At 50.7% G+C, this 24005-nt stretch carries 18 protein-coding genes and 1 riboswitch; of the genes, 8 read left to right on the plus strand and 10 right to left on the minus strand.

From position 1 onward, the window contains the following. Positions 1-701: 701 nt before the first annotated feature. The 4 genes from LPA26_RS09755 to LPA26_RS09770 are packed head-to-tail and all read right to left on the minus strand — an operon-like array spanning position 702 to position 7029. A complete protein-coding gene (locus LPA26_RS09755) occupies positions 702-3773 on the minus strand; it encodes an efflux RND transporter permease subunit (RefSeq protein WP_229008157.1) in 3072 nt (1023 codons plus the stop codon). A 2-nt stretch (positions 3774-3775) separates the two neighbouring features. Continuing rightward, positions 3776-4936: an efflux RND transporter periplasmic adaptor subunit gene (locus LPA26_RS09760; protein ID WP_229008158.1), complete on the minus strand. Its 1161-nt coding sequence runs from the start codon at positions 4934-4936 to the stop codon at positions 3776-3778. A gap of 1 nt (position 4937) precedes the next feature. Beyond that, on the minus strand, positions 4938-6380 hold the full coding sequence (locus LPA26_RS09765; RefSeq protein WP_229008159.1) for an efflux transporter outer membrane subunit: 1443 nt from the start codon (positions 6378-6380) through the stop codon (positions 4938-4940). Next, a complete protein-coding gene (locus LPA26_RS09770) occupies positions 6367-7029 on the minus strand; it encodes a TetR/AcrR family transcriptional regulator (RefSeq protein ID WP_229008160.1) in 663 nt (220 codons plus the stop codon). The genes LPA26_RS09765 and LPA26_RS09770 overlap by 14 nt, the downstream gene beginning before the upstream one ends. 194 nt (positions 7030-7223) lie before the next feature. Between LPA26_RS09770 and LPA26_RS09775 the strand changes: the two genes are divergently transcribed. After that, positions 7224-7763, plus strand: a complete 540-nt coding sequence (locus tag LPA26_RS09775; protein ID WP_229008161.1) for a YaeQ family protein — start codon at positions 7224-7226, stop codon at positions 7761-7763. A 48-nt stretch (positions 7764-7811) separates the two neighbouring features. Here LPA26_RS09775 and LPA26_RS09780 read toward each other — a convergent pair whose 3' ends face one another. The 3 genes from LPA26_RS09780 to thiC all read right to left on the minus strand — a co-directional run bounded on the left by LPA26_RS09780 (position 7812) and on the right by thiC (position 12222). Next, positions 7812-8327: a hypothetical protein gene (locus LPA26_RS09780; protein ID WP_055868796.1), complete on the minus strand. Its 516-nt coding sequence runs from the start codon at positions 8325-8327 to the stop codon at positions 7812-7814. Between the two features lie 148 nt (positions 8328-8475). Beyond that, positions 8476-10128: a hypothetical protein gene (locus tag LPA26_RS09785; protein ID WP_229008162.1), complete on the minus strand. Its 1653-nt coding sequence runs from the start codon at positions 10126-10128 to the stop codon at positions 8476-8478. A 168-nt stretch (positions 10129-10296) separates the two neighbouring features. Then, positions 10297-12222, minus strand: coding sequence for a phosphomethylpyrimidine synthase ThiC (gene thiC / locus LPA26_RS09790; protein WP_229008163.1), 1926 nt, complete (start codon positions 12220-12222; stop codon positions 10297-10299). 29 nt (positions 12223-12251) lie between these two features. Then, positions 12252-12366: riboswitch (TPP riboswitch) on the minus strand. A 149-nt stretch (positions 12367-12515) separates the two neighbouring features. Between thiC and LPA26_RS09795 the strand changes: the two genes are divergently transcribed. From LPA26_RS09795 to LPA26_RS09810, 4 genes are all read left to right on the plus strand, one after another. After that, positions 12516-12923, plus strand: a complete 408-nt coding sequence (locus LPA26_RS09795) for a hypothetical protein (RefSeq protein WP_229008164.1) — start codon at positions 12516-12518, stop codon at positions 12921-12923. Positions 12924-13134: 211 nt separating this feature from the next. After that, on the plus strand, positions 13135-14991 hold the full coding sequence (locus tag LPA26_RS09800; protein WP_229008165.1) for an MHYT domain-containing protein: 1857 nt from the start codon (positions 13135-13137) through the stop codon (positions 14989-14991). Continuing rightward, positions 14886-16838 carry an ATP-binding protein gene (locus LPA26_RS09805; protein WP_229008350.1) on the plus strand — a complete coding sequence of 651 codons (1953 nt, stop codon included), beginning with the start codon at positions 14886-14888 and terminating at the stop codon, positions 16836-16838. The genes LPA26_RS09800 and LPA26_RS09805 overlap by 106 nt, the downstream gene beginning before the upstream one ends. After that, complete coding sequence (locus LPA26_RS09810) at positions 16835-17830, plus strand: two-component system response regulator (protein WP_055868784.1); 996 nt, start codon at positions 16835-16837, stop codon at positions 17828-17830. Before LPA26_RS09805 ends, LPA26_RS09810 begins: the two co-directional genes overlap by 4 nt. Before the next feature lie 71 nt (positions 17831-17901). On the opposite strand, the gene gatB is transcribed toward LPA26_RS09810, so the two are convergent. The 3 genes from gatB to gatC are packed head-to-tail and all read right to left on the minus strand — an operon-like array spanning position 17902 to position 21185. Then, positions 17902-19347: an Asp-tRNA(Asn)/Glu-tRNA(Gln) amidotransferase subunit GatB gene (gene gatB / locus LPA26_RS09815; protein ID WP_229008166.1), complete on the minus strand. Its 1446-nt coding sequence runs from the start codon at positions 19345-19347 to the stop codon at positions 17902-17904. Beyond that, a complete protein-coding gene (gene gatA / locus LPA26_RS09820; RefSeq protein WP_229008351.1) occupies positions 19348-20838 on the minus strand; it encodes an Asp-tRNA(Asn)/Glu-tRNA(Gln) amidotransferase subunit GatA in 1491 nt (496 codons plus the stop codon). A 59-nt stretch (positions 20839-20897) separates the two neighbouring features. Next, a complete protein-coding gene (gatC, locus tag LPA26_RS09825; RefSeq protein WP_055868779.1) occupies positions 20898-21185 on the minus strand; it encodes an Asp-tRNA(Asn)/Glu-tRNA(Gln) amidotransferase subunit GatC in 288 nt (95 codons plus the stop codon). Between the two features lie 124 nt (positions 21186-21309). On the opposite strand from gatC, the gene LPA26_RS09830 reads away from it, so the two are divergent. From LPA26_RS09830 to mreD, 3 genes are read left to right on the plus strand one after another with little or no spacing between them, the layout of a single operon-like run. Then, the gene (locus LPA26_RS09830) at positions 21310-22353 is read left to right on the plus strand and encodes a rod shape-determining protein (protein ID WP_055830500.1); all 1044 of its coding nucleotides are present in this window, start codon (positions 21310-21312) and stop codon (positions 22351-22353) included. A 29-nt stretch (positions 22354-22382) separates the two neighbouring features. Continuing rightward, positions 22383-23531 carry a rod shape-determining protein MreC gene (gene mreC, locus LPA26_RS09835; RefSeq protein ID WP_229008167.1) on the plus strand — a complete coding sequence of 383 codons (1149 nt, stop codon included), beginning with the start codon at positions 22383-22385 and terminating at the stop codon, positions 23529-23531. Further along, positions 23528-24004: a rod shape-determining protein MreD gene (gene mreD, locus LPA26_RS09840; protein ID WP_055868777.1), complete on the plus strand. Its 477-nt coding sequence runs from the start codon at positions 23528-23530 to the stop codon at positions 24002-24004. Before mreC ends, mreD begins: the two co-directional genes overlap by 4 nt. The last annotated feature ends 1 nt before the right edge of the window (position 24005 follow it).

The raw sequence follows: 24005 nt of genomic DNA on the forward strand, positions 1-24005 counted from the left end.
GCTTGTTGCGGAGCTCAAACAGTCGCTCGCTTCCTCCTTATTTTGATTGCGCTACTCGGCGCGTCAGATAGGGGCCCGTTTAAAACCACCACGACGAGACTTCAGTTAACTGCACTGGATTGAGGGCACTCAGTAATTGAGTAACCTAAGAACAACCCGCCAACTATCTTTCTGCTTTGTTTTTGATTTGGTTTTTTTCGCTGGTCGAGCGGGATACGATGTGAGAAAGACTCACCTAAATAACCGCGTAATGCTTTTCCAGGGTCCCCTATCTGACGCGCCGAGTAGCGCAGTCAGCATGGGAGTCTTCGGCCAGCGTCTGTTCGAGTTCCGCAACAAGCCACGTCTTGTGTGGCTTGTCAGGGCGAGTTTCGTTGGACGCCCACGCTGATGAGCAACGCAGGATAAAAGCGGAAGCTAGGGTGCCCTTTCTTTTGGTTACTTATTCTTTGGGCAAGCAAAGAAAAGTAACTCGCCTAAAGGCGAAAAAGGAATGATGATTACTATAAGCAATACTTTTTAAAATCAAAGCTAGTAAGTGTGGGATTCGCTCTTCGTGAGTAACCAAGCTAAGCATATACCTTGCCTGGATTCTGGCCTACGCCAGAATGACGGAGTGTAGGAGTGGCTGAACACGTTGCGCATCAGCCAGCAGTTGGGGAACTGCTCACTTTCCTCAAGCCTCAACACAAATCCCACAACTAGCTATGTCTCCTCACCAATCTGCCCACTCCCCGCAACCACCCCAACAAATCATCCACATAGGTATACAACACCGGAATCACCAGCAGACTCAACACCGTTGAAGTAATCAACCCGCCTATCACCGTAATCGCCATTGGCGCACGGAAACTCGGATCTGCACTCCACCCAAGTGCAATCGGCATCATGCCAGCCGCCATCGCAATCGTCGTCATCACAATCGGCCGTGCCCGTTTATGGCAGCCATCTATAATGGCGTCAAAACGACTGACTTTGGATTGCTTGCGCGCCATGATGGTGTATTCGACCAGAAGAATGGAGTTTTTAGTTACTACCCCCATTAGCATCAGCAAGCCAATCACGCTAGGCATTGAGAAGCTGTTATGCGTCACCAGCAGTGCAAAGAAAGCCCCACCCAAAGACAAAGGTAATGCGCCAAGAATGGTGACCGGTTGCAGGAAATCGCCAAACAGCAATACCAGCACCACATAAATGCACATAATGCCGATAATCATCGCACCACCAAAACTGGCAAACAACTCATTCATACGCTTGGCATCGCCAGCCTCAAGCTGTTTCACACTAGGGGGCAAGTTTTGCATGGCAGATAATTGCTGTACCTCTTTCATGACTTCACCAATCTGGCGCTTATTCAACTCAATATCAAAAGTCACATTGCGCATGCGGTCCATGCGATCTATTTGCTGAGGACCACTTCCCATACGCACGGTGGCGACGGTTTCCAAACTCACGCTGCCATTTCTGGCGGGGACGCGTAACTGTGCGATTTCCTGCAGGCTGCTACGTACGCTAGGTCCCAGGCGCACGCGGATTGGCACCTGGCGTTGCGGCAAGTTAAGCTTGGGCATGCTGTTGGAGAAGTCACCAGAAGTGGCAACGCGGATTACTTGCGCAATCGCTTCTACCGTCACGCCCAGCTCAGCCGCTTTATCTACGTCGGGGATAATCTGCACTTCCGGCCGTTGCAGGCTGGCGCTGGACGTGATATTGCCCAGACCGTTAATGCTGCGCAACTGATGCGCCACTTGCTGACTGGCGCTTAATAATGCCACCGGGTCATCACTGGCCAGCGTCACCTGCAAGCGTTCGCCGGTTTCGCCGGAACCTACCGAAATGCGTGCACCTGGCAGGCTTTTCAAACGCTCACGCAAGTCGGCTTCAATTTCGGATTGCTTTTGTTTACGGTCGCTACGTTCCGTCAGGCTGATGATCAGGCTGCCTTTGCGCACATCGGTAGTATTTTCAGCCGCGTGAGGCCCGCCGCCGCCAGTACTGGCTGCACCCGCAGCACTGAATACAGCTTTCACTTCCGGATGCTGCCTCACAATGCGTTCAGCCTCATCGACCAGGCGTCGGGTTTGCGATAGCGGCGTGCCTGGTTGCAACTCTATATTGATTTTGGTCTGGCTGCTGTCCGAAGAAGGCACAAAGCCTTTGGGCAGTAAGGGCATCAGGCTCATGGAACCAATAATAAACAGCACAAAACCTAACACCACCGTTTTCCGGTGCCCGAGACACCAGGCTACCCAGCGCAGATATATGCGCATGGTGGTTGAAGTTTGCTCTTCTTTGACCGGATGTGGTTTGAGCAGGTAGGCCGACATCATGGGCGTTAGCAAGCGCGCCACAATCAGTGAGCAGGTAATGGCAATCGCGGCAGTGATGCCAAACTGCTTGAAGAACTTGCCGGGAATCCCGCTCATGAATGCCGTCGGCAGGAAGATAGCCACCAGTGTAAAGGTAGTGGCGATCACCGCAAAACCGATTTCGTCAGCAGCTTCCATCGCGGCCTGGTAAGGAGTTTTACCCATGCGCAAATGTCGCACAATATTCTCGATTTCCACGATCGCGTCATCCACCAATATCCCGACTACCAGCGCCAGCGCCAGCAAGGTCAGCAGATTGAGCGAGAAGCCGAAATATTGCATAAAGGCAAAAGTCGGGATCATGGATAACGGCAATGCCACGGAAGCGATGATGGTCGCGCGCCAGTCACGCAGGAACCACCACACCACCAGCACGGCCAGCAAGGCGCCTTCATACAATAGCTGCATGGAACCGTTGTAATTATCCTCCACCGGTTTAACCATATTAAAGGCTTCAATAATCTTGACCTGTGGATGCAGTTGCCTGAATTTATCCAGCGCTTCACGCACGTGCTTCGCCACTGTGACTTCACTGGTGCCTTTGCTGCGCGTGATTTCAAAGCGGACCACTTCCTTGCCATCGTAGCTGGCATAAGTGCTGCGCTCGGCATAAGTATCCAACACCTCTGCCACCTGTGACAGTTTGATATGACGGCCATCACTGATAGGGATATCCAGGTTGCGTACTTCATCGGCACTATGCAATGCGCCCAGCGTTCGTACCGACTGGATATTGTCACCAATATCGCCACGCCCGCCTGAAGCATCCTGCTGCACGCGCTTGAGTTGTGCCGACACATCACTGACATTCACACCCAGGCCGGACATCAGGGTCGGCTCCAGGTTGACCTGCACTTCGCGGTCTACGCCGCCGGTACGGCTGATCTTGCCGACACCGGTCACTGACAGCATGGCTTTGCTGATCTCGTTATCGACAAACCACGACAACTCGCCTTCATCCATATTATCGGCCGAAACGACATAGGTAAGTATGGCGCTACCGGTGGTGGTGAGCTTGGAAACTGTCGGGGTAGTGACTGCGGCCGGTAACTCTGAGCGCGCACTATCAACTGCATTGCGCACCAGGTTGAGCGCTTCTTCACTATTGGTATCAATGGTGAATTGCACGCTGATGCTGACACCACCGTCGGTGATGACGCTGGACATATGTTCAATGCCACCGATAGTCGCGATCTTGTCTTCAAGCTTGCGCGCGACCTCTGTTTCCAGCTGCGGTGGCGCTGCGCCTTCCAGCGTCGCGCTCACCATAATCACCGGTAGTTCAATATCAGGGAAGTTTTGTTTGCCTAACTGGTTAAGTGACCTGACACCCAAAAAGGTCAGCACTACAAACAGCAGGATTGCCGGAACCGGATTACGGATCGACCAGGCCGAAAAATTCATGCTTAAGCTCCGGCCTTGGCAATAGTCACCACTTTTACGGTGTCGCCATCATTCAGGAAAGCGCCGCCGCTGAGGACCAGTTTTTCTGCGGCATCTACACCACTTAACACTTCGATCTGCTCACCCAGCGTGCGGCCGGTTTTTACCTTGCGTTGCGTGATTCTACTCATGCCATCCGCATTCGCATTACCCAATACAAACACATAGGCAAAACCATCGCGGTATGTCACTGCACTTAAAGGGATCGCCAGGCCTTGTTGCTGGCCGATATCGATTTTTCCTTGTACGTACATCCCAGGCTTGGCGCTATTTTTAGGGATATCGACATACACCAGCGCATTACGCGTATTGTTATCCACCACCGGCGAAATCAGGCGCACCTTGCCGGCCACGGTTTTGCCACCAGCGAGGTTAAGCGTGACGGTTTGCCCGGTATGCAACGCGGCTTGCTGGTCAGCATTGACTTCCCCGCGCCATTCGATACGATTCTGGCGGATCAGCTTGAACAATTCGGTACCGGCAGAAACGACATTACCCAGATTGGCGGATCGTTCAGAAACCACGCCATCATCCGGCGCCACCACTTTAGTCTGGCGAATACGGATACGCTGGTTCTCCAGTTCTGCTTCAGATAATGCCAGATTGGCTTTGGCAGTTTGCAGAGCAATCACATACTCATTAATTTTCTGGGCAGACAATGCACCACTGTCTTTAATTTCATTGGCTCGGTCGGCATTACTTTTAGCTTCCGCCAGTGCTGCCTTATCTTTTTCTACTGTGGCGAGTTGTTTCTGCAAATCTGCTTTTACGGTTTCATCCGCAAGCAGTACCAGTGGTTGACCCTTGCTGACCTGCGCACCCACATCGACTAACACCTGTTGAATACGCAAACCGGCAATTTCGGCACTCACCAGCGCCTCTTGCCAGGGGTAAATACTGCCATTCAACACCAGCGTCATCGGCCATTGCACTGCCGCCGGGCGGGTCGCCTCTACACTTAATGTTGCTTTGCTTAATCCGTTAGCGCCATCTTTTGTAGCACGATTAGCGCGCTTTTCCGCTAGTTCAGCCTTATGTGATGGATGCTGGAAAAACCATACACTTATGCCCACCAGCAAGGCGGCGATGACCAGAAATATTCCTTTTTTTGAGCGTCTAGCCATGCTATTTACCTTTTCCTGTCGTGTCTTTTGTTGTGTCCTGCTTTGCCTGCTGCTGCACCTCATACCAATCACCACCAAAGGCTTTGTAAAGGGCAATCCACTGTAAAACTCTGTTCTTTTGCTGCGTCACTACATTCAGCTCGGCATTGATTTTCTGGCGGCGAGCATCTTCCAGTGACAGCAAGTCGATACCACCGGATTTCCAGTTCAATTCAGCTGCCTCGAAATAGCGGGCATACTGTTGCGCACTGGCCTGCTCGGACTGCGCACGCCGGTTGGCGCTATCCAGATTGACCAGCGCCTGTTCCACTTCTTTGAGTGCCTTGCGTACGTCCTGTTTGTAAGTAGCCATCAGGCTATCAAAATTGGCGCGCGCTTCTGCCAGGTCGGCACGTAAAGTACCGCCATCAAAAATCGGCAATTTAATTGAAGGCCCATATGACCAGGTGTCAGCGCGGGTGACCGTACCGCCAAAATTGGTGCGGCGATAACCTATCGAACCGCTCAATGTCAAACTTGGGTAAAGTTGTGCTTTGGCTACGCCTGCATTGGCGCTGGCCTCCGCGAGGTTACGCTCATCAATTGCCAGATCCGGGCGACGTGTCAGCAAGCTTGCCGGCAATGCATTGACTTCAAACATGGCTGGTTGCGGCACGCCTTTGCCTTTGGCGAGTAAAGCTTTAAGCTCCGGTTCCGGGTAATTGGTTAATTCAACTAACGCTTTTACCAAACCTTCACATTCTGCCTGCTGACCATCCAATGTAGATTCACTCGCATGTGTCGCTGCCTCTGCCAACGCAAGGTCAGATGGGGCAGTAAAGCCGGCCTTGGCAGAAATGCCTGTCAAACGCGCGGTTTCTTTCCGCGAGTTAAATGCGCCTTGCAATGCATTCACCGAAGCCTGGCAGGCACGATAATTCACGTAGTTGTTCGCGACTTCTGCCGCTACCGTCAGGCGTGCATCGTGCCACGCGATTTTTTTCGCTTCCAGTTGTGCTTTGGCTGCTTGTTTAGCTGCCTTGATTTTGCCAAAGAGATCGACTTCCCAGCTGGCATCCAGCGTAATCGAATCAATCTCAATCGTAGTAGCAGGGAACGCTCCGCCACCGCCACCGCCTTTACTGCGGTTCATACTACCGGTGCTGGTTAAATCAGGAATCCCCTGCGCGCGTGCGGAAAGTACGTTAGCTCGCGCGGTACGGATATTAGCCAACGCAATTTCCAGCGAAGGGCTTTCTTTTTGTGCCTGTACCAGTAACTGGTCCAGCACCGGGTCTTTGAATTGCCCCCACCAGTTGCTTAATGAACTGACGTTGCCGTTATGTGGTAACGGCGCTTGCCACTCCTGGACCGTGATCGGGTTGGGGCGGATATATTCATCAATGACCGAACATCCGGCCAGCGGCAGTATGCATAGCCAAATCCAATGTTTACTTAACTGCATTGGCCGGCTCCATTCCCTGTAATCCGTGCAAAAACAAATTCACCACAAAAGCGAGGTGCGCTTCGGCATCCCAGTCTGGACCTAGCACACCAAATAAAGCCTTCTGACGCGGTGAGGCAATCAGCAGCTCACAATAAGACTCGGCAGCGCGCTTGAAATCCAGGATCGGCAACATGTTTTTTGCGGCATAGAAACTAAAGATATCAGACAGCATTTGATGAATCCGCTCCGGCCCCACCGCTTTCATCGCGCGGGCTAATTCCGGTAAATGCGAGGCTTCGGCCACCCCAATTTTAAAGAAGGACAACATGCGCGGTTCCAATACTCGATTGAGCATAAAGCGGCCAATATCGGTCAGCACCTGCTGCAGCGTCTGGTTAGATAGATTATCGATTTGCACCATGGCAGAGACATCTTTTTCCACCATATGTTTGATCGCTGCAATTAGCAGCGCATATTTATTATCAAAGCGCTCATAAATGGTTCGCGTTGAAACCCCGCACACGTTCGCAATGCGTGCAACGCTGGTTTGTGAAACACCTTCAACCATAAACAGCTCTAATGCCTGCTCGAGCATCAACGCATGGCGTTCGTGCTCGGTGCCCGCTTTGGGGCGGCCAGCTTTAACTTTATGGGGTGAAATGTCCATCGCGGATAAAAATGTAGGATTCTGCATAAATAAAAATAAAACGTTTCATTTTTATTTTAAGCATTTTCTCTAACCACGCAAGTAGTTTGTTGTATCCGCCGTGATACTTGAGTGTGCCGATGATGATTACCGGTGCTTGTCATGCAGGTTTTGCTATACTCGCATCACTTAAATTTAAACGAGATTGCTCAGGCATGGCGCTGAAATCCACCATCTATAAAATAGACCTCAACATTGCGGATATGGATAGGCATTACTATCAACAGCACAACCTTACGCTGGCCAAACATCCCTCGGAAACGGATGAGCGATTAATGGTCCGTTTGCTGGCGTTTGTGCTGTATGCCGATGAAAACCTGGCATTTGGGAATGGACTCAGCGAAGAAGATGAGCCAGACCTTTGGCAAAAAGACTTAACAGGCGCGATTGAACGCTGGATATGCGTTGGGCTACCGGAAGAGCGCGAAATCCGCAAAGCGTGCGGCAGATCCAGACATGTGGTGCAGGTGTTATATGGCGGCAGGACTGCCGATATGTGGTGGGCACAGAACAGTAAAGCGATACTCAAGCTCGACAATGTCACTGTGATTAACCTGCCTGATACCGAGCAACTAGCTGCAGCTGCGGCGAGGAGCCTCTCGATCAGCTTTACAATCCAGGACCAGCAAATACTGGTGAGTTATGAAGGCGGTAGTTTCGAGCTGGAAGTGATACGCTTGAAAGAAGTTGAGTGAGAGAATCATTGAATTGATACTAAAAAGCCAGCACTGCTGGCTTTTTTATTATGGAAACAAATGATGTTCGGCAGGCCATATCCCAGTATAAATAGCCTCCGGATGGCGGCTGGCTAAACGGCGGCGAATCTCATTGAGCCTGCGCAATGGCACGGACACAATCATCAGGACATTACCCTGTTCCATCGCGCTTTTATACGACCTGATACGATAACTGGGCGCCGCTGTTGCCACCGCAGCTGCCCAGGCAGCACAAGCCAACGCGCCTAATATGATGCAGTAGGGGATCACGGTGAGCGAAACTTCGCCAAACCACCACGGCACCATATAAGCCAATACGCCACCAAGCAAACCAAATAAAGCGCCGAACAAAAAACCGCCCATGGCGCTATAAATAACATCGGATTTTTCCATGGCGACTGCTTTAGGCAAATTACCCAATTCCTGCTCTTTTTCGGCATGAAAATGGATGTGGTTTTCGTCAATTCTATCCAGCAGCAACTCATCCATCATGATGTGGGCAGTGTTGATATTAGGCAAAACAAAATAGAGCTTTCGTCTCATTACGTTTCTCCTCATCGATTCACATCATGTTGTGATGTTGGATAAGGTATTAGCCCAAAGATTCACTTTTTAACACATGTGAAAGTGCAACTCACTTTTCGATTCAAACCAAGGAATCACGTACTAACTGCTTAATTTATAGGTATTTTTAATCTTCTAGCCTACCCATCCACACACTCTTAAGCTTGCTCAACTTATAGCGCAGCCCTGCTCCTTCGTTAGAAAGCGCGTCCAGGAATAGCGATAACCTTCTGGATTTAATCACTGTGTAAAACGTAAGCAGGCTAACCGGGATAAACACCAGTGCAAAATAAGCCACCTTTTCCATCAAATTGCTTTGGGTAAGATCTATCAGGTTCATGCCCAGCAGTCCGCTGGTCATGGTGCCGATCAGGCCCAGAATCGTGACTACTGTGAGTCGCACCACGGTATCGGCCTGGCGTTTGATTTCTTCGCCTTCCAGGTATTCCGCCATATCCATAATGCGGCGGCGGGTTTTTTCAAACAGGCTCACAGAATCCAGCTGTTTCAGCATCAGGGTAAACAGGTCTTTGGCGACTGCCTGGTCTGACACATTCTCAAACCAGTAGCGGTGCGTAAATCTTAAAAATACTGCCGTTGCATGGCGGATGCGCGCGCGGAACGCCTTGACCGAATCTTCTCGTTGGATATCCAGCCGGCTGATGGCTTGCACCATGCGATCAGACAGCATCAGCAGGGCCGCTTTCTGGAAATGCGCAATCAGGAACAGCAGAAAATACTGGTTTTGGTAATGACGCTTGATACCTGTTTTCTCATTGGTAAAAACACGGTGCTGATGACTGCCAACCACCACAAAATTTTGCCCAGTGCACATGATGCGAGTGGTGCTCCATGGGTCTACGCGTGACTCATCCCAGTAGCGGTCATAGCAGTTGTTTTTTTCAAACTCCTGCAAAAAGTGTTCGGTAAAGGGCAAAGTTTCTGAATGCCAGGGCTGGCATACCAGGCCCAGGCGAATCATATCGCCGCGGCTGAGCTGGCTGACATCATCAAAAGACAGGTAAGCCATCAGCGGCATGCGTTGATACTCTATTTCACGGTAGCGTAGCGCGCCCTGTTGCCCGGAATAATGCGGCACCAATGGATGCAGCAACGCCAGCCAATGTAAAGACACACACGGCACGTGGTTTTCTTTCACATAGGCAAGGTAGCGCCCCTTGTCTTCATAATCCGAGCGGGCAATGACACCACCCTGTTTATCCAGCCATTCAATGCGCTCTGCGCAGTGTCCGCCTTCGCCGGTATCATCCCAATAGTTGGGATAGGTTCGGCCCAGACGGTAAAGAATCTCCATGGCAGATTTCAATGGCAAGTCGTTGCCGGTAACTTCGAAAGCCAGCATCGCGACATCGATGTCAAAAAAGAAATAAAGCTCTACATGCGAAACCCGTAGTAGCAGGCTTTCGGGTTCGTCATGCAATTTAATGCGGACATGGCTGATATCGCTGCGAGTAAAAATATGGATAGGCGACTCGCCATAGCCACCCGCTTCGCGACCGTGGCGGCCTTCGCCGTATAAAAAACGCTGCGCAAATGGCAAGAAAGTGACGAACTCCTGATAGCGTGCTTCGCTTAAGTGAGGCGAATCCTGTAAAAATTCGTCCTTTATTTCCACCCATTTCGACTCAAGGTCGGCGCTTAAGGTCTTCCACGGGCAATGCATGGCATAGGGATCGCTGTTTTCCGTCATCAGCTGTATCGGCCACAACAATGTTTGCCGGAAGTCTCTTACGATGCTGCTTTGCAGGTTATCTGCCATCATGCAACCCTATATGCGCTGTGTAGACTGTAGACTATATCGCGTAAACACTGATTTGAATGTTGAGAAAAAGACTAGCTTTGCTCATTAAATAAGCAAATTTAAAGCAATAAAAAAACCGGCGGTTAGCCGGTTTTATTTACAGGGTTTGTACAACCTTTTGGGCAATCAAACTTTCTGGTAAACCTCGCTGCCTTTTTTCACGAACTCTATGGCTTTTTCCTGCATGCCTTTTTGCAAAGCGGCCTGCTCATCCACGCCCAGTTTATCCGCATAGTCGCGTACATCCTGTGTGATCTTCATCGAGCAGAAATGCGGGCCGCACATAGAGCAAAAGTGTGCTTGCTTCGCACCCTCCTGCGGCAGGGTTTCATCGTGGAATTCCTTGGCTTTTTCAGGGTCTAGGCCAAGGTTGAACTGGTCTTCCCAGCGGAATTCAAAACGTGCTTTGGATAAAGCATTGTCACGAATCTGCGCGCCTGGGTGGCCTTTGGCCAAATCGGCAGCATGGGCTGCAATCTTGTAAGTGATAATACCAACACGCACATCTTCTTTGTCCGGCAGGCCTAAATGCTCTTTCGGTGTCACATAACAAAGCATGGCACAGCCATACCAGCCTATCATCGCCGCACCAATCCCTGAAGTGATATGGTCGTAGCCTGGGGCGATGTCGGTGGTCAAAGGTCCTAATGTATAGAAAGGGGCTTCGCCACAATGCTCCAGTTGCAGGTCCATGTTCTCCTTGATCAGGTGCATAGGCACGTGACCGGGGCCTTCGATCATGCACTGAACGTCGTGTTTCCATGCGATTTGCGTCAGCTCACCCAGGGTTTTCAGCTCGGCAAATTGCGCTTCGTCGTTGGCGTCGTAGATAGAACCAGGACGCAGGCCATCGCCCAGAGAAAACGACACATCGTACTGCTTCATGATCTGGCAGATATCTTCAAAATGCTCATACAGGAATGACTCTTTATGATGCGCCAGGCACCATTTCGCCATGATAGAACCACCGCGCGACACGATACCGGTCATACGCTTGGCCGTCATGGGGATATAAGCCAGGCGCACACCGGCATGGATCGTAAAGTAATCCACGCCCTGTTCTGCCTGCTCGATCAAGGTGTCGCGGAAGATTTCCCAGGTCAGGTCCTCAGCCTTGCCGTTCACTTTTTCCAGCGCCTGGTAGATAGGCACGGTACCGATAGGCACTGGTGAATTACGGATAATCCATTCGCGGGTTTCATGGATGTTTTTACCAGTGGACAAATCCATCACAGTGTCACCACCCCAACGCGTACCCCACACCATTTTTTCCACTTCTTCAGAGATGGAAGAACCCAGTGCGGAATTACCGATATTGGCGTTGATTTTAACGAGGAAATTACGGCCAATGATCATGGGCTCAATTTCCGGGTGGTTGATATTGGAAGGGATAATCGCACGGCCACGTGCCACTTCGTCACGCACGAATTCAGGCGTGATTACTGGTGGAATATTGGCACCGTAATTCTGGCCAGGATGCTGCGTTTGTAGCAATTCGCTCATGTTTTCACGGCGCTGGTTTTCGCGGATGGCGATAAATTCCATCTCCGGCGTGATGATGCCCTTGCGTGCATAGTGCATCTGGCTGACATTCATGCCAGCTTTGGCACGCAGCGGTTTGCGATGCAGGTTGAAACGCATTTGCGACAACTCGGGATCAATCAGACGTTGCTGACCGAACTCAGAGGTCGGGCCATCCAGCTGCTCTACATCGCCACGTTCCATAATCCATTGCGCGCGCAAAGCGGGCAAACCGTTACGGATATCAATCTCTACTGCTGGGTCGGTATAAGGGCCGGAAGTGTCATATACCACTACCGGGGGATTAACATCACCGCCAAAACTGGAAGGCGTATCACTCAGCGAGATTTCACGGAACGGCACCTGGATGTCCGGACGTGAACCTTGTATGTAGATTTTGCGTGACTTAGCGAAAGGGTTGGTAGCCCCTTCATCAACTTTGGCATCCGCGTTGACGAATTTGATATTCTTGCTTTGAGAAATCTGGGATTGCGGAGTCTGGGACTGAAGGTTTTTGTCTATGGCGTTCATTGGCATCCTTAAAAGATAAAGACGTAAGGATGCGCGGAGATATGCATTCCCTACGGCGGAATAACCCGCATCAGGTTCGAAGGGTAACTCTCACTGTAAAAACTTCGAATGAAATGAAGGATTTACAGACCCCTAGCAAGGAACGAATTGTGCGCGAAAACGCCGGAGAACGCAAGTTTTCATGCATTGAATAATGCCGCATATTGACAGACAGACAGATCTGTCTACAATCACATTTCCCGACACAATAACAATACGGGAAACCCTTTTAAATCAGAGCTCAGGAGAGAAAAATGGACGTCTTATTGATTGGCGCAGTCGCTTGTACTACCGCTTTAATTTTATCCGCATGGTTGATGACTTTTGCACGCTGGTTCCCTATTCAGGGAATCGATGGCGGCTTTCTGGTCGATTACAAAACCATGATCCGTGCCCACGTGGATTACGCCTTGATGGCACTTTTCCAACTTGGCTTTTTTGCTGCATCCAAAACCGCTGGCATTGAATTACATCATTTTGCCTGTGTCTGTATGGCTATCGGCGGCTTTACCAACCCGACCATTTTCACCATTGCAGCATTTGATACCGATTTCTGGAGCAAAATGAAATGGAAGGTATTTTCTGCCATCAGTTTTATGCTGACCACCATCGGCTTTATGACGATTTGTTACCAGCTGATTTGTCACGTGCTGTCTCATTAACCACCTGAAAATCAGCACTGCCTGCCCCAGAAAAACCCTGCATCTGCGGGGTTTTCTGCTTTTCCGACACATGCAAAATACCGATGTATTTCAATCACCTAAATGGCGAAATAGCCTTTAAAAACAGCATTGTTCTCAATATTATTTATCGTATGCACAAGATAAAATATCGCTAGCACGATTAACATTTTTTATTGAGGGCAATCACCGCATGGATTGGTACAGTATTTTCTTTTTCAGGGAAGGATCGCCCACCGCCCTGCTCTATGGAACTTATAATCCATGGCTAGTGATACTATCCGCGCTGGTAGCCATCGGCACCTCGGTGCTGGCGCTACAGCTAACCCGCATTTCACAAAAACAAACTTCGCTGGTGTCACAGAAGTTTTCCATTATCGCCAGCTCAATCTCCCTTGGAGCAGGCATTTGGGCCATGCATTTTATCGGCATGCTGGCCTACGAAATCTGCACAAAAGTCACTTACAATCCGGAAGTCACCATGATTTCGATGATGCCCGGCATCATGGCATCCTATTACGCACTCAACCTGATGACAGAGAACCAGCTTGATTACAGTAAACTGATTAAAGGTGGGCTCTCAGTCGGCACCGGCATCGGGGCCATGCATTACACCGGCATGCTGGCCATGAAAATGGAGCCTGTGCTCAAATTTGACCTGGCCTGGGTATTGATGTCTGTCGTTGTGGTGATCAGTTTGGCCACCCTTTCATTATGGACAGGTATTTTCCTCAACCAGACAGGCAAGCTGCCAGCCAAAGTCAGCATCTTGCTAGGCGGCGCGTTAATGGGCAGTGCCATCACCGCCATGCATTACACTGGCATGGCCTCTGCGCGCTTTATCGGGCAGGCACAACCCGGTTTCAATCCTGAGGATAACCAATCCATTTCACTGGCACTAGGCATTACGCTGGTCACCATCTTGATAGGCATCATTGCCGCGGCAATCAATGTGCTGATCAGTTACCGACAGGCCCTGGCGAGTGTTCAGGTCAGCGAAACCAGATTATCGACTATTTTGAATACTGCGGTGGATGGCATTGTCACTACCGACACCAGCGGTCAGATTATTTCCTGCAACGAAGCGGTGGAGCGGCTGTTTGGTTGGCAAAAATCCGACATTGAGGGCCAAAACATTTCGATGTTAATGCCCGAACCCGACTTTAAAAATCGCAGGCGTTACTTTAAAACCAATGCTGCAAGTGCGCAGGCGCTAGGCGAAGGCCACGATCTAGATGCCATCAAAAAAGATGGTACGTTATTCCCCATTCGCCTGGCAATCGGCGAGGTCAAGCTGCCGAATGAAAGATTATTTGTTGGATTTATTACCGACCTCACGCAGCGTAAAACGATTGAAAAAGTAATCCGCGAAAAAGATCAGCAGATCCGCTCCATGATGAACAACATCCCCGGCGTGACGTTCCGCTGCAATCTGGATGAGAACTGGAGTATGCGTCTGATCAGCGATGCTGCGCTGGAAATGACCGGCTGGGCAGTTGACGACTTCCTGAATGGGTCAGTTAACTTTGCGCAATTAATTCATCCCGACGATGCCCAGCGGATCCAACCAATCGTGGAAGCAGCGGTTGGCAACCGTACCAACTATGCGATTGAATACAGGATTACAGACCGCAACGGTAATGAAAAGTGGATATCGGAGTTTGCCTCCGCCATTTACAGTACCGATGGCACGGCCGAGGCGCTTGACGGGGTTATGCTAGACGTGACCGAATCCAAACACAAAAATGCGGAGTTTGAAGGGATTGCCAATGCCATTAATAATTCCACCAGCATGGCCGAGTTTAGCATTGATGGTTTCGTGCTGAACGCCAACCGCAGCTTTCTGGACTTGCTCGGTTATGAGCTGGTTGAAATCCGCGCCGCCATCATTCCATCCTTTGTCCACCGGACTTTGTCTCCACAGACCGCTATAAACAAAAGTGGATTTCGCTTAAAAAAGGTGAGTTTGTGCATGGCGAATTCTTGCGCTATGGCAAACATGGTAAGCAAATCTGGATTCATGCCTCCTACAGCCCGATACGCAATATAGATGGCAAGGTTATTAAAGTGGTGATGTTTATGATCGACATCAGTGAACGCAAACAGATGGAACAGGAAATGCTGCTGGCCAAGGATAAGGCCGAAGAGGCGGCCAATGTAAAAAGCACTTTCCTGGCCAATATGAGTCATGAAATCCGCACACCGATGAACTCGATTATCGGTTTCAGTGAATTCCTGCTCGACACCGCCATGCAGCAGGAGCAACGCAATTACTTGTCGACCATCAGCCAGTCGGCCAAGTCCCTGCTGCATTTGCTGAATGACATTCTCGATAGCGCCAAGCTGGAAAAAGGCATGCTGGAACTGGAAATACTGGATTTCTCCATGCGAGAATTGGTCGATAGCGTGATTTCATCGTTGTGGCTGCAAGCACGTAAAAAGCAGATCGAATTAAAGTTATCACTGGATCCGCAAGCCGCTGGTTATTACAAAGGTGCTGAACATCGCATCCGCCAGGTGTTAACCAATCTGCTCGGTAACGCGGTCAAGTTTACCGAATCCGGCTATGTCGAATTAAAAGTTTACCCTACACCACATGGTGAAATACAGTTTGACCTGATAGATACCGGCATTGGCATTGATGCCGATCGTCTGGAAAGCATATTCGCGCCTTTCACCCAGGCGGATGCCACCATGAGTCGCCGTTTTGGCGGCACCGGGCTAGGTACTACGATTAGTAAACAGCTGGTGGAACTGATGAATGGCCGTATCACTGCCGCCAGCACGCTGGGGCAAGGTAGTTGCTTTAGTGTCACCCTGCCTTTAGCAGCGGGCACGCGCAAAGAGAGCCCGATTGAGCTTAATCCCAGCCAGAATTTCCTGCCTTCACTGAATATTCTGGCAGCTGATGATATTGAACAAAATCGCAAACTGTTACATATCATGCTCGAGAAACAGGGCCATAGAGTCACACTGGCCACCAACGGCCAAGAAGTGATTGACGCCCTGCAAACACGGGCATTTGATATTATTTTGATGGATGTACAGATGCCGGTGGTCGATGGTTTAACCGCCAGCATCCGCATTCGCGAGATGGAACGCGAAGCAGGCTGGGATAGAACGCCGATTATCGCCTTGACAGCCAGCGTTCTGGAGCAGGACCGTTTAGCAGCCAAACAGGCCGATATGGATGGATTCAGTTCCAAACCTATTGAATTACCGCTATTGCTGGCCGAAATGGCGCGGGTGCTGCATGGCGTGACGGTCTCACCACCCGCGACTCTCATTGAGCAAACCATGACCCAGCAAGATATCGACCTCAATAAAGGCGTGATGTTGTGGGGCGACCTACAGATTTATTTGCATGAGGTCGGCCAATATTTGCTGGAAACGCCAAGGCACATAGATAACTTAACCGACGCTATACAGGCGAATGACCCTGCAACATTAAAGCTCATCGCACATGCCAATAAAGGTGTGAGCGCCAATCTTGCGCTACCGAAAATGCAGTCTATTTATCATGCACTGGAACATATCACAGAAGAAACCTGGCAAGAATCTGGGGCATTGATTGAGAAGTTGCAGACATTTGCCCAAGCATTGCAGCAGGCGTTTACTTCATTGCAAGACTTGCAACCAGCAATTGTTGAAAACCCGGCTGCCAGTGAAGAAACGGATATAGACCAGATCATCAGCTGGTTGAAAGCACTACGCACATTGGCTGCCATGGCAGAGCTGGATGATGCGCTGGCAAACAAACTGATGCGGCATGCCCCTGCCGACTGGCGCGAAGCAAGCAATGCCATTGTGCAATCTCTGAACGAGTTTGATTTTGAACAAGCAGTGATGCAGATCGACCAACTACTGGAGACCCAGACACAAGGAACACCTTCATGACGGATTACATTACCCAGCAACCGCGGATTCTGATTGTCGACGACGAACCGCTCAACCTGAAAGTACTCAAGCAAGTTTTGCAGGACGACTATCGCTTAAGCTTTGCCAAGAATGGTATGGATGCACTGGAGCTGGTGAAAAAAGAAAAGCCGCGGCTGATTTTGCTCGACGTTATGATGCCTGGCATGACCGGTTTTGAAGTCTGCAAACAGTTGAAAGATGACCCTGACACCCAGACCATCCCGGTGATTTTTGTCACCGCGCTGGCGGATGAAGCCGATGAGTCACAAGGATTTAAAGCCGGGGGCGTTGATTATATTAACAAGCCGATTTCACCTGCTATTGTGCGGGCGCGCGTCAAAACCCATTTGTCACTTATTCATATTGACGAGTTGAAAAGCACGCACCTGGAACTGATCCAACGCCTGGGACGTGCTGCAGAATTCAAGGACAATGAAACCGGTATGCATGTGATACGCATGAGCCATGTCTCAGGCAGGATAGCGCTAGAAATGGGCATGGATGCAGGCTTTGCCGAACAACTGGTACATGCAGCGCCTATGCATGACATCGGCAAAATTGGTATCCCCGACCAGGTACTACTTAAACCCGGCAAACTGGATGAGGAGGAACTGGCCACCATGCGTACCCATCCTCAACTGGGGGCAGATATCCTGGATAAATCCACTTCACCGCTGATCAAACTGGCCTATACCGTCGCCTTGTATCACCATGAAAAATGGGATGGCACCGGCTACCCATATGGTTTAAAAGGGGAAGAGATTCCGATTGAAGCCCGCATTGTGGCCATCGCCGATGTGTTTGATGCGCTCCTGAGCAAACGCCCTTACAAAGAGGCCTGGCCAATTGATAAGGTAGTAGAAGAAATCAAATCACAAAGCAACCGCCACTTTGACCCGGCGGTGGTAGAAGCCCTGCTGAACTGTTTACCAGATTTGATCGCCATTAACGCAAAATGGCGCGAAGAGTAATCTTCACGCCATCTTTTTCCTGTTAAACCTCAACCCTCTCGCCAATCAGATGGCGTTAGGAAAGATGGTTATTAACCCAGTTTGTTTTTCAGCAACTCATTGACCTGTGCCGGGTTAGCCTTGCCTTTAGATGCTTTCATGCACTGACCCACCAGCGCATTAAAGGCTTTTTCTTTACCGGCTTTGTATTCTTCGACCATGGCCTGGTTTGCCGCCAGCACGTCATTAATAATCGCTTCAATCGCGCCGGTGTCAGAAACTTGTTTGAGGCCTTTGGCTTCGATAATGGCATCCACATCGCCTTCACCTGCCCATAATCCCTCAAACACCTGTTTCGCAGCATTGTTAGAAATAGTGTTATCAGCAATCCGCTTGAGTAATGCTGCGAGCTGGCCAGCGGAAACCGGACTCTCGGCAACCGTTTTTTCTTCCGCATTGAGTTTGGCCGATAGTGCGCCCATCACCCAGTTTGCAGCCTGTTTGGCGTCGCCACCCGCATTCACCACAGCAACGAAATAATCCGCCACTGCACGGGAACTGGTCAGATTACTGGCATCATAACCGGAGAGTTGGTACTCACTGGTAAAACGCGCTTGTAACGCTTGCGGCAATTCCGGCATATCTGCTCTGACGCGTGTTTTATCAGCTTCAGTCACTTCCAGCGGCAGCAAATCGGGGTCCGGGAAATAACGGTAATCGTTGGCTTCTTCCTTGGAACGCATGGCGCGGGTTTCGCCGGTGTCCGGGTTAAACAGGATAGTGGCTTGTTGAATGGTACCGCCATCTTCCAGTGTTTCGATCTGCCACTGGGTTTCGTACTCAATCGCCTGCAACATGAATTTGAACGAGTTGAGGTTCTTGATTTCGCGGCGGGTGCCCAGTTTTTCTGTACCTTTTGGACGCACTGACACGTTAACGTCGCAACGGAACGAACCTTCCTGCATATTGCCATCACAAATGCCTATCCATTGCACCAGTTCGTGCAGTTTTTTGGCATAGGCAACCGCTTCCGCCGCACTGCGCATATCCGGTTCCGTCACGATTTCGAGCAATGGTGTTCCTGCACGGTTTAAATCGATACCGGACATACCTTCAACCGCATCGTGCACGGATTTACCGGCATCTTCTTCCAGATGCGCACGGGTGATGTTGATGACTTTTTCGTAAGCTTCAGTATTTTTACCGGCAGGCACCTGGATAGTGATTTTGCCTTTGCCAACCACCGGCAATTCGAACTGGCTGATCTGGTAGCCTTTAGGCAAATCAGGGTAAAAGTAATTCTTGCGAGCGAAAATGCTGCGGGGCGCGATGTCGGCATCGATAGCCAGGCCAAACTTGATCGCGCATTCCACGGACTGTTTATTGAGGACCGGCAACACACCCGGCAACGCAATGCTCACTTCACAAGCTTGCGTGTTTGGCTCAGCACCATAGGTGGTCGAAGCGCCACTAAATTGTTTGGACTTGGTTTGTAACTGCACATGGGTTTCCAACCCGATTACGACTTCCCACTGCATTTAGATGTTCTCCAATGCTACTGGCATTTGGGTATGCCAGTCTGTTACTTGTTGATAGGCGTGGCCGACATCCAGCATGCGCGCTTCATCAAAATAATTACCGATAATCTGCAAGCCGACTGGCAGCGGTTTACCATTACCATTTTGGGCAAAGCCGGCAGGAATACTCATACCAGGCAAACCGGCCAGGTTGACGGCAATGGTATACAAATCTTCGAGGTACATGGCGACCGGGTCGCTGGTCTTCTCACCGGCCTTAAAGGCTGTCGAAGGGGCAGCGGGGCCCATGATCACATCACAGTGCTTGAATGCTTCCACAAAATCTTGCGCAATCAGGCGGCGGATTTGCTGGGCTTTGAGGTAGTAGGCATCGTAGTAACCGGCGCTTAACACATAGGTACCAATCAGGATACGGCGCTTAACCTCAGCACCAAAGCCTTCGGCGCGCGACTTCATATACATTTCCTGCAGGTCATTGTATTCGGCAGCGCGGTGACCGTAACGCACACCGTCATAGCGAGACAAATTACTGGAAGCTTCTGCGGGAGCCAGCACGTAGTAAACGGGGATAGACAGGTTGTTATTCGGCAGGCTGATATCCACGATTTCAGCGCCCAGTTTTTTGTATTCGGCAATCGCCGTTTCAATCACTTTGGCAACATCAGCACTCAGGCCTTCGGCAAAGTACTCTTTTGGCAGGCCGATACGAAGGTCTTTTAACGGTTGCTCGCCTTGCATGTGGGCGAGGCCACGCGTGTAATCTTCTTTTTCGCGGTTGACGCTGGTGGAATCGCGCTCGTCGAAACCAGCCATTACGTTCAGCATCAGCGCACAGTCTTCAGCCGACTTCGCCATCGGACCTGCCTGGTCCAGAGAAGAAGCAAACGCAATCATGCCGTAACGCGATACCAGGCCATAGGTTGGTTTCAGGCCAGTGAAGCCACACAGGGAGGCGGGTTGACGGATGGAACCACCAGTGTCAGTACCAGTCGCTGCTGCGCACAAGCGCGCCGCGACAGCAGCTGCGGAACCGCCCGAGCTACCACCGGGTACGCGGTCAAAGTCCCAGGGATTTTTTACGCCACCAAAGTAACTGGTCTCGTTGGAGGAGCCCATGGCGAATTCGTCCATATTGGTTTTGCCAAGGTTCACGGCGCCAGCGGCATCAAACTGGCTGATCACATGCGCGTCATAAGGCGCAATAAAGGTTTCCAGCATTTTCGAGCTGCAAGTGGTGCGCCAGCCTTTGGCACAAAAAATGTCTTTTTGGGCGAGCGGAATACCCGTCAGCGGCCCGAAGTCACCCGCAGCAATACGCGCATCAGCGGCCTTTGCCTGGGCCAGGGTTTTTTCTTCATCCAGCGTGATAAAAGCATTGATGGTCGGATTGAGTTGCGTCACGCGCTGCAAGTAGGCTTGCGTGAGCTCGACACTGGAAATTTGCTTGCTGGCCAACTGTTGGCCCAGCTGTTTAAGGCTACTGTTAATCATCATTAAAACCGTATAGGAGGTGGCGACTTAATTATTTGATCACTGCGTTTGATCAATGTTTATTCAATGACCTTGGGCACGAGATATAACCCATCTTGCGTGGCAGGGGCAATTGACTGGAACAGTTCGCGCTGATTGGTTTGGGTGACCACGTCTTCACGCAAGCGCTGCGTGACATCCTGGGAGTGCGACATAGGCGCAATTCCGGTGGTATCTACTGCTTGCATTTGCTCGATCAGCCCTAAAATGCCGGAAAGTTTATTTAAAGTTTCTTGCGCTTCAGTGTCACTGACTTCGATGCGAGCCAGATGCGCTATACGTTTGATGTCTTCAAGATTGAGTGCCATAGAGGATAAGTCTTCAAGAATTCGAAATCACATCTTAATTTCATGTGCGTTTTGCGCTATTATACCTTGATTTCAAGCCACACTCGGCTGGCGCTTCAAAAGTCGGAATTTTACAGGATAAAACATGTTCGGTGCACTTAACAGCTACTTCTCCAATGATCTCGCAATCGACCTTGGCACAGCCAACACCCTGATTTACGTGCGCGGCAAGGGTGTGGTGCTGGACGAGCCGTCTGTCGTTGCCATTCGTACCGAGGGCGGGCCCAACGGTAAAAAAGTGTTGCTGGCAGTGGGTTCCGATGCGAAAAGCATGCTGGGACGTGCGCCAGCCAACATCCAGGCGATCCGCCCGATGAAGGATGGTGTGATTGCCGACTTCACCATCACCGAACAAATGCTCAAGTTTTTTATCCGTAAAGTACATGAATCCCGCTGGTTCTCACCCAGCCCACGCATCATTATCTGTGTACCGGTAGGTTCCACCCAGGTGGAACGCCGTGCGATTAAAGAGTCTGCCGAGCGCGCCGGCGCCAAACAGGTGTTCCTGATTGAAGAACCAATGGCCGCTGCTATTGGTGCTGACATGCCGGTGGCTGAAGCGACTGGTTCCATGGTGGTCGATATTGGCGGCGGCACCACGGAAGTTGGCGTGATCTCACTGGGTGGTATTGTGTACGCCAAATCAGAACGCGTCGGTGGCGACAAGTTTGACCAGGCGATCATTGACTACATCCGCCGTAACTACGGCATGCAGATTTCCGAACCTACCGCCGAAGCAATCAAGAAAAGAATCGGCTCCGCTTTCCCGGGTTCTGAAGTGCTGGAAATGGAAGTCACAGGTCGCAACCTGGCGGAAGGCCTGCCACGTAAATTCACGATTTCAAGCAACGAAATCCTGGAAGCGCTTACCGAGCCGCTGAACTCTATCGTCGGTGCAGTGAAATCCGCACTGGAACAAACGCCGCCAGAACTGGGTGCCGATATTGCTGAAAAAGGCATGGTACTGACCGGTGGTGGCGCGTTACTGCGTGACCTGGATCGTTTGCTGGTGGAAGAAACCGGCTTGCCCGTCATCGTTGCTGAAGACCCATTGACTTGTGTGGCCCGTGGTTGTGGCCGTGCATTGGAAGAAATGGATAAATTGGGCAATGTGTTTGCCAGTGAGTAATGTAAGGCCCGGCTGGCGATACCCTCATTATGCTCAAAGGCATACACCAACAGCTTGATCCGCACGAATCCCCGGCCTTTTTTATCCAGGGGCCGCGGCCTTTTTCACGCCTGATGTTTTTTTGCGCATTGTCACTGGTCATGATGGCCATCGATGCACGTTTTGACTATCTGAGCCAGGTACGGCAATGGTTTAGCGCCGCCCTGCATCCGCTGGAAATTGTTGCTAGCGCCCCGAATGAGTGGGGTCGCAACATTAATACCTACTTTACCTCGCATAACCAATTGATCCAGGAAAACTTCAAGCTCAAGCAACAAGGTTTGATTGATAGCGCAGCGCTACAGCGCCTGGCAACTGTGGATGCAGAAAATGTGCACTTACGCACACTGCTGTCAGGTGATGCGCCTATCATCCCTAAAGCGACACTGGGTGAAGTGATGCATATGGGACGCGACCCGTTCAGCAATATCATCACACTCAACCGCGGCAGCCGTCACGACATCACGCCTGGACAAGCAGTGGTGGATGAGCAAGGCGTGGTTGGCCAGATCACCCGGGTTTACCCGTTCACCAGTGAAGTCACGCTGATTACCGATAAAAAACTGTCCATCCCTATTCAGATTGAACGCAATCAATTGCGCGCGATTGCTTTCGGCGAAGGCAAGCGCAACACGCTGGATATCCCTTACCTGCCAACCAGCGTGGATATTAAAGTCGGCGATAAACTGGTCACCTCGGGCATTGATGGTGTATATCCAGCCGGCCTGGCCGTGGCGGTAGTAACGCAGATTAAACAAAGCCAGGATTCACCGTTTGCCAAAATCGTCAGCCGCCCGATTGCCGGCGTCAACAACCACAAACATGTGCTGATTCTGAAAATCCCTGAGTCACCGGCGATTAATCCGGTGACAGACAACAAACCGGTATTGCCGCGCAATAATGCGCAACATCTCGATCAATCGGTGGTCGATGTACTGCAAAAAAATAATGCGGCGGTAGATCCGCATCCAGTCACCGAACTGCCTAGTTTGGATTCCACAGACACCGACCCCGCTGCCGTGAATGCGATAACGCCGCCAGCCAGCGCGCAGACAAATAATGGCAGCCCTAATACTGCCACGCCTAACGGTACATCACCACCTAACAGCCAAGCGCCAGCTGCACCGGAGCGTCCATGAAACCGGTAAAATTCAGTACCTTCTTTTTTACCTTGCTGGTCGGCCTGGTGTTCCAGTTATATCCATGGTCAAACTCCGGCGTGATTATCCGCCCTGACTTCCTGCTGGTGATTGCGCTTTACTGGCTGCTGCAGGCGCCCTATCACTGCAATATCGGCTGGGTATGGTTTGCAGGGTTACTGGTAGACCTGGCGACCGGCAGCCTGCTCGGCCAGCACGCACTGACATTCTCGATTACTGCTTTTCTTGGTTTGATTTACCAACGCCGCCTGGTGCTGTTCAACCGCTGGCAGTTGTATCTCTACCTGATCTTCCTTTTCGGCATGCAACGCATATTGATTATGCTGCTGAAGCTTTTTGCCGGTAGCGAGATGCCTGACTGGACCTATGGCTTGCCGATCATTTCTGACCTTATCCTCTGGCAAATCATGATTGTGTGGTTTGGCGAATTATCGCGCCCGAAAAAGTTATAAG

It is taken from the genome of Methylophilus sp. Leaf408, assembly GCF_916856905.1.
Classification (GTDB): Bacteria; Pseudomonadota; Gammaproteobacteria; order Burkholderiales; family Methylophilaceae; genus Methylophilus.

Coding starts and splice junctions, on each gene's coding strand:
- LPA26_RS09755 (WP_229008157.1), bottom strand. CDS start 3,773: ATGAATTTTTCGGCCTGGTCGATCCGTAATCCGGTTCCGGCAATCCTG.
- LPA26_RS09760 (WP_229008158.1), bottom strand. CDS start 4,936: ATGGCTAGACGCTCAAAAAAAGGAATATTTCTGGTCATCGCCGCCTTG.
- LPA26_RS09765 (WP_229008159.1), bottom strand. CDS start 6,380: ATGCAGTTAAGTAAACATTGGATTTGGCTATGCATACTGCCGCTGGCC.
- LPA26_RS09770 (WP_229008160.1), bottom strand. CDS start 7,029: ATGGACATTTCACCCCATAAAGTTAAAGCTGGCCGCCCCAAAGCGGGC.
- LPA26_RS09775 (WP_229008161.1), top strand. CDS start 7,224: ATGGCGCTGAAATCCACCATCTATAAAATAGACCTCAACATTGCGGAT.
- LPA26_RS09780 (WP_055868796.1), bottom strand. CDS start 8,327: ATGAGACGAAAGCTCTATTTTGTTTTGCCTAATATCAACACTGCCCAC.
- LPA26_RS09785 (WP_229008162.1), bottom strand. CDS start 10,128: ATGGCAGATAACCTGCAAAGCAGCATCGTAAGAGACTTCCGGCAAACA.
- thiC (WP_229008163.1), bottom strand. CDS start 12,222: ATGAACGCCATAGACAAAAACCTTCAGTCCCAGACTCCGCAATCCCAG.
- LPA26_RS09795 (WP_229008164.1), top strand. CDS start 12,516: ATGGACGTCTTATTGATTGGCGCAGTCGCTTGTACTACCGCTTTAATT.
- LPA26_RS09800 (WP_229008165.1), top strand. CDS start 13,135: ATGGATTGGTACAGTATTTTCTTTTTCAGGGAAGGATCGCCCACCGCC.
- LPA26_RS09810 (WP_055868784.1), top strand. CDS start 16,835: ATGACGGATTACATTACCCAGCAACCGCGGATTCTGATTGTCGACGAC.
- gatB (WP_229008166.1), bottom strand. CDS start 19,347: ATGCAGTGGGAAGTCGTAATCGGGTTGGAAACCCATGTGCAGTTACAA.
- gatA (WP_229008351.1), bottom strand. CDS start 20,838: ATGATTAACAGTAGCCTTAAACAGCTGGGCCAACAGTTGGCCAGCAAG.
- gatC (WP_055868779.1), bottom strand. CDS start 21,185: ATGGCACTCAATCTTGAAGACATCAAACGTATAGCGCATCTGGCTCGC.
- LPA26_RS09830 (WP_055830500.1), top strand. CDS start 21,310: ATGTTCGGTGCACTTAACAGCTACTTCTCCAATGATCTCGCAATCGAC.
- mreC (WP_229008167.1), top strand. CDS start 22,383: ATGCTCAAAGGCATACACCAACAGCTTGATCCGCACGAATCCCCGGCC.
- mreD (WP_055868777.1), top strand. CDS start 23,528: ATGAAACCGGTAAAATTCAGTACCTTCTTTTTTACCTTGCTGGTCGGC.